This window comes from Corallococcus sp. CA041A (assembly GCF_003612075.1).
GTDB lineage: Bacteria > Myxococcota > Myxococcia > Myxococcales > Myxococcaceae > Corallococcus > Corallococcus exiguus.
Genome location: NZ_RAWF01000460.1, coordinates 1 through 3,688, shown reverse-complemented (window position 1 = coordinate 3,688; position 3,688 = coordinate 1). Strand labels below are relative to the sequence as shown.

Sequence of the window (3,688 nt, the reverse complement as noted above, 5' to 3'; positions counted from 1 at the left end):
GGCCTGGGGGGCTTCCGCCTGGGGGACTGGCTGTCCGTCGGGTGCGCGGTGGCGTACGCGGGCCACATCCTGCTCACCGAGCGCTTCGCGACGAAGGACAACGCCGTGGGCCTGGTGTCCGTGCAGTTGGTCGGCGTGGCGGTGATGTCCGCGCTGTGCCTGCCCTTCGTGGAGCGCAAGCTGGAGTGGACCCCGCCGCTCGTGGGGGCGGTGCTCGCGTGTGGCGTGCTCGCGAGCGCGGTGGCCATCCTGGTGCAGACGTGGGGCCAGGCGCGCACCAGCGCGGTGCGCGCGGCGCTCATCTTCGCGCTGGAGCCGGTGTTCGCCTCGGCCTACTCCGTGGCGGTGGGCCGCGAGGTGCTGGGCCCGAAGGAGTGGCTGGGCGGCGCGCTCATCGTCGTGGGCGTCTTCGCGTCGGAGCTGGGCACGGCGGTGTGGGACGGATGGCGGGCACGGGGCCGCACGCCCGCCGCCTGAGCATCCGACGCGGCCCCGGCAGGAGCACGAGCGGCCGGGCCGCGTTATGACAGCGCCCATCCCATGAGCGTGGATCTGAGACGCAACGGCCTGCACCTGACGGGCACGCCCCTGTCGCTGGACGCGAAGCGCAAGTCGCCGCTGTCCTTCGTCAGCCACGGGCACTCGGACCACATCGCCCGTCACGAGAGCACCATCGCCACGGCGGCCACGCTGCGCTTCATGGCCCACCGGCTGGGGCCCGTGGCGGCCCCGCTGTCCGTGCCGTTCCGCCGTCCGTTCGAATTGGGCCCGCTGCTGTTGGAGCTGCTGCCCGCGGGCCACATCCTGGGCAGCGCGCAGCTGCGCGTCACCCGCGCGGATGGCAAGCGCATCGTCTACACGGGGGACCTCAACACCGCGCCGTCGCTCACCGCGGAGGCCACGGAGGTCGCGACCTGCGACACGCTGGTCATCGAGTCCACCTTCGGTCATCCGCGCTACCGCTTCCCGCCGCGCCCGGAGGTGCTGGGGCAGGTGGAGACGTGGCTGCGCGCGCAGCTGAGCCGGGGCGTGACGCCGGTGCTGTTGGGCTATCCGCTGGGCAAGAGCCAGGAGGCGATGAAGCAGCTGGCCCTGCGCGGCTTCCACCTGGTGGCGCATCCGTCCATCTTCGAAGTCGCGGAGCTGTACGCGGAGCTGGGTGTCCCCATCGAGAACCTGCGCCGCTACGACGGCCGCGTGGAGCCGGGCGAGGTGCTCTTCTTCCCGCCGCACCTGGCGCGGGGCGGGGCCCTGGCGCCGCACTGGCCCCGGGCGACGGCGGTGCTCACCGGCTGGGCCATGGACCCCGGCGGCGCGCGGCGCTACGGCGCGGACGTGGCCTTCCCGCTGTCGGACCACGCGGACTTCCCGTCCCTCATTCGCTACGTGAAGGACACCGGCGCGCGGGATGTCATCACCTGCCACGGCTTCGCGGAGGAGCTGGCGCAGGCGCTGCGCGACGCGGGCACGGACGCCCGCCCGCTGGGCAAGCCGCAGCAGATGACCCTGTTTTGATTTTGTCGCGGCCGCGTGTTGGAACGGGCGCCCGATATGCCCACTCCTGCTCCCTCGCTGACCGGACACCTGGCCAACGTGCTGCTGTGCACGGACGCTGAACCCAAGCGCTTCGTCACCCGGGAGGTCCCGGAGCTGAGGGTCACCTTCGAAGGCATCGAGGGAGACCGGCACGCGGGCCTCACGCGCAAGGCGGACGTGCGGGTGCCGTGGTTCCCCAAGGGCACGCTCATCCGCAACACGCGGCAGCTCTCCATCGTGTCGCGCGAGGAGATGGTGGAGGTGGCGCGCACGCTGGGCGTGCCCCACGTGCTGGCGTCGTGGCTGGGCGCGAACCTGGAGCTCGTGGGCGTGCCCCGGCTGACGCACCTGCCTCCGGGGACGCGGTTGTTCTTCCCGGAAGAGGCCACGCTGGTGATGGAAGGGGAGAACCTGCCCTGCGTGGGGCCGGGCCGCGTGATTGAAGCGCACCACCCGGACATGAAGGGCCTCGCGGGCCGCTTCGTGAAGGCCGCGTGGCAGAAGCGCGGGCTGGTGGGCTGGGTGGAACGCCCGGGCCTCATCCGCGCGGGCGACGAGGTGCGCGTGATGCTTCCGCCGCCGGTGACGTACTCGCTGCCCTCCGCGCCGTCGTCGGAGGCGGTGGGCTGAGCGTCCCCTGCCTTCAGTGCAGGGACAGGAAGATGCGCAGCTGCCAGGTGTCCTTCGTCACGGTCGGGAAGGAGTCGAAGCGGCTGTGGCGCCGGAAGAAGTTCAGCTGCGAGCCCATCCCCAGGTTCTTGTACACGGGGAGGTCCACCTGCAGCTGGGCCTGGTGCACCCGGTGCGCGCCGCCCGAGCCGTCCACCACCAGCACGTGCAAGGCGCCCGCCTCCAGCGTGACGACCTCCCAGTCCTCGCGCAGGTACGCCATCTGGAGCTGGAAGCCCAGGCCGGGGCCGTAGTCGTAGTCGCGGCCCTCGTTGCCCTCGCTGTCGGTGTGCTCGGAGGTGACGCCGGTGAGGAGGCTGCCGTCCACGAGCAGCGCGGTCCTCAGCCGGGAGCGGTTGAGGAACCGGTGCTCGTGCAGCAGGCCCGCGTCCAGGGACTGGCCGCCCACTTCATATGCGAGCGTGTCCGTGTAGCCGAGCTGCTGGAGCAGGCCCAGGCGCAGCTCGTCGCGCTCGGCGCTCCAGAGCGTGGACTTCACGAGCAGGCCCTGCAGCCGCGCGTTGGTGACGAGGCTGGTCTCCCGGGTGGTGAACTGGACGCGCGCGTCGAAGGCGTCGAAGGGGCGGTGGAAGTCGCCCCGGTACATGTCGCCGTAGCGCAGGGCGCCCTGGATGAAGAACTGATCCTCGCCCCAGGCCAGGGACTTGCCGTCGCCCAGCTTGAGGTAGCCCAGCGAGGCCCAGCCCGCGATGTCATCCGGCCACCACTCCGTCGGCGAGGGGCCATGGTACGAAACGTCGCGGCGCACCACGCGGTTGATGCCGCGCATGGGGCTGATGACGCCGGCGGTCAGCTCGCGGACGAAGCGCTCGCGGCCCCGGGCCTCCGTGTCCAGCACCAGCGAGGACAGCCGGTAGAGGGCTTCGCCCATGGCCACGCCGCCCACGGTCGTGTTGATGAGATCATTGGCGGAGGGCGGCTCGTTCTCCGCGAACAGCTCCCACTGCAGGCTGCCCAGGAAGGTGAGCGGCACCGCGGCCGCGAACGGCAGGCCGTTGTCGCGCGCGGCCGTGTAGTAGAGGCTGCCGTGATACGGGTGGGCGAACTGGTTGGTGGAGAAGCCGTCCTGGTCCCAGACGAAGCCCGTGCGGAAGTTCTCCTTCCATACGGACGGGGAGATGTACGCCCAGTCCTTGTGCGCGATGTACCGGTCGTACGTCCAGACGACCAGGTTGATGGCGGTCACTTCCCCCAACGCAATCCACGGGTGGGGCTCGGGGTTGTCCCGGATGCTGTCCTCCTTCAGCGGCGCATCCTCCGGCAGCGAGGGGCTCTGCTCGGCCGCGGGAGGACAGGGGGCCCACTGGGTCTCCTGGCCGGGCGAAAGCCGCGCCGCGCAGAGGGCCATGACGTTGGACGGGACGGAGCGCACCATGTCCTGTGGCGAACCGTCCGCGGACGCGACGCAGGCGCGCAGGGCGCACGCCAGCGCCACGCCTCGCGGCAGCCACGGCCCCCGGAG

General features: G+C 71.5%; 4 protein-coding genes. 3 read left to right on the top strand and 1 reads right to left on the bottom strand.

Annotated elements, in window-relative coordinates; genetic code table 11:
* The 3 genes from D7V77_RS40970 to D7V77_RS40960 all read left to right on the top strand — a co-directional run.
* Nucleotides 1-477 (top strand): DMT family transporter (locus D7V77_RS40970; RefSeq protein ID WP_147452337.1); only part of this gene is annotated, 477 nt, incomplete at its 5' end.
* A 63-nt stretch (nucleotides 478-540) separates the two neighbouring features.
* Nucleotides 541-1,515, top strand: coding sequence for an MBL fold metallo-hydrolase (locus D7V77_RS40965; RefSeq protein ID WP_120581595.1), 975 nt, complete (start codon nucleotides 541-543; stop codon nucleotides 1,513-1,515).
* Between the two features lie 36 nt (nucleotides 1,516-1,551).
* Nucleotides 1,552-2,166, top strand: a complete 615-nt coding sequence (locus D7V77_RS40960) for an MOSC domain-containing protein (RefSeq protein WP_120581594.1) — start codon at nucleotides 1,552-1,554, stop codon at nucleotides 2,164-2,166.
* A 13-nt stretch (nucleotides 2,167-2,179) separates the two neighbouring features.
* On the opposite strand, the gene D7V77_RS40955 is transcribed toward D7V77_RS40960, so the two are convergent.
* Nucleotides 2,180-3,688, bottom strand: a 1,509-nt coding sequence (locus tag D7V77_RS40955) for a DUF3943 domain-containing protein (RefSeq protein WP_233597539.1), incomplete at its 5' end; no start/stop codon positions are given.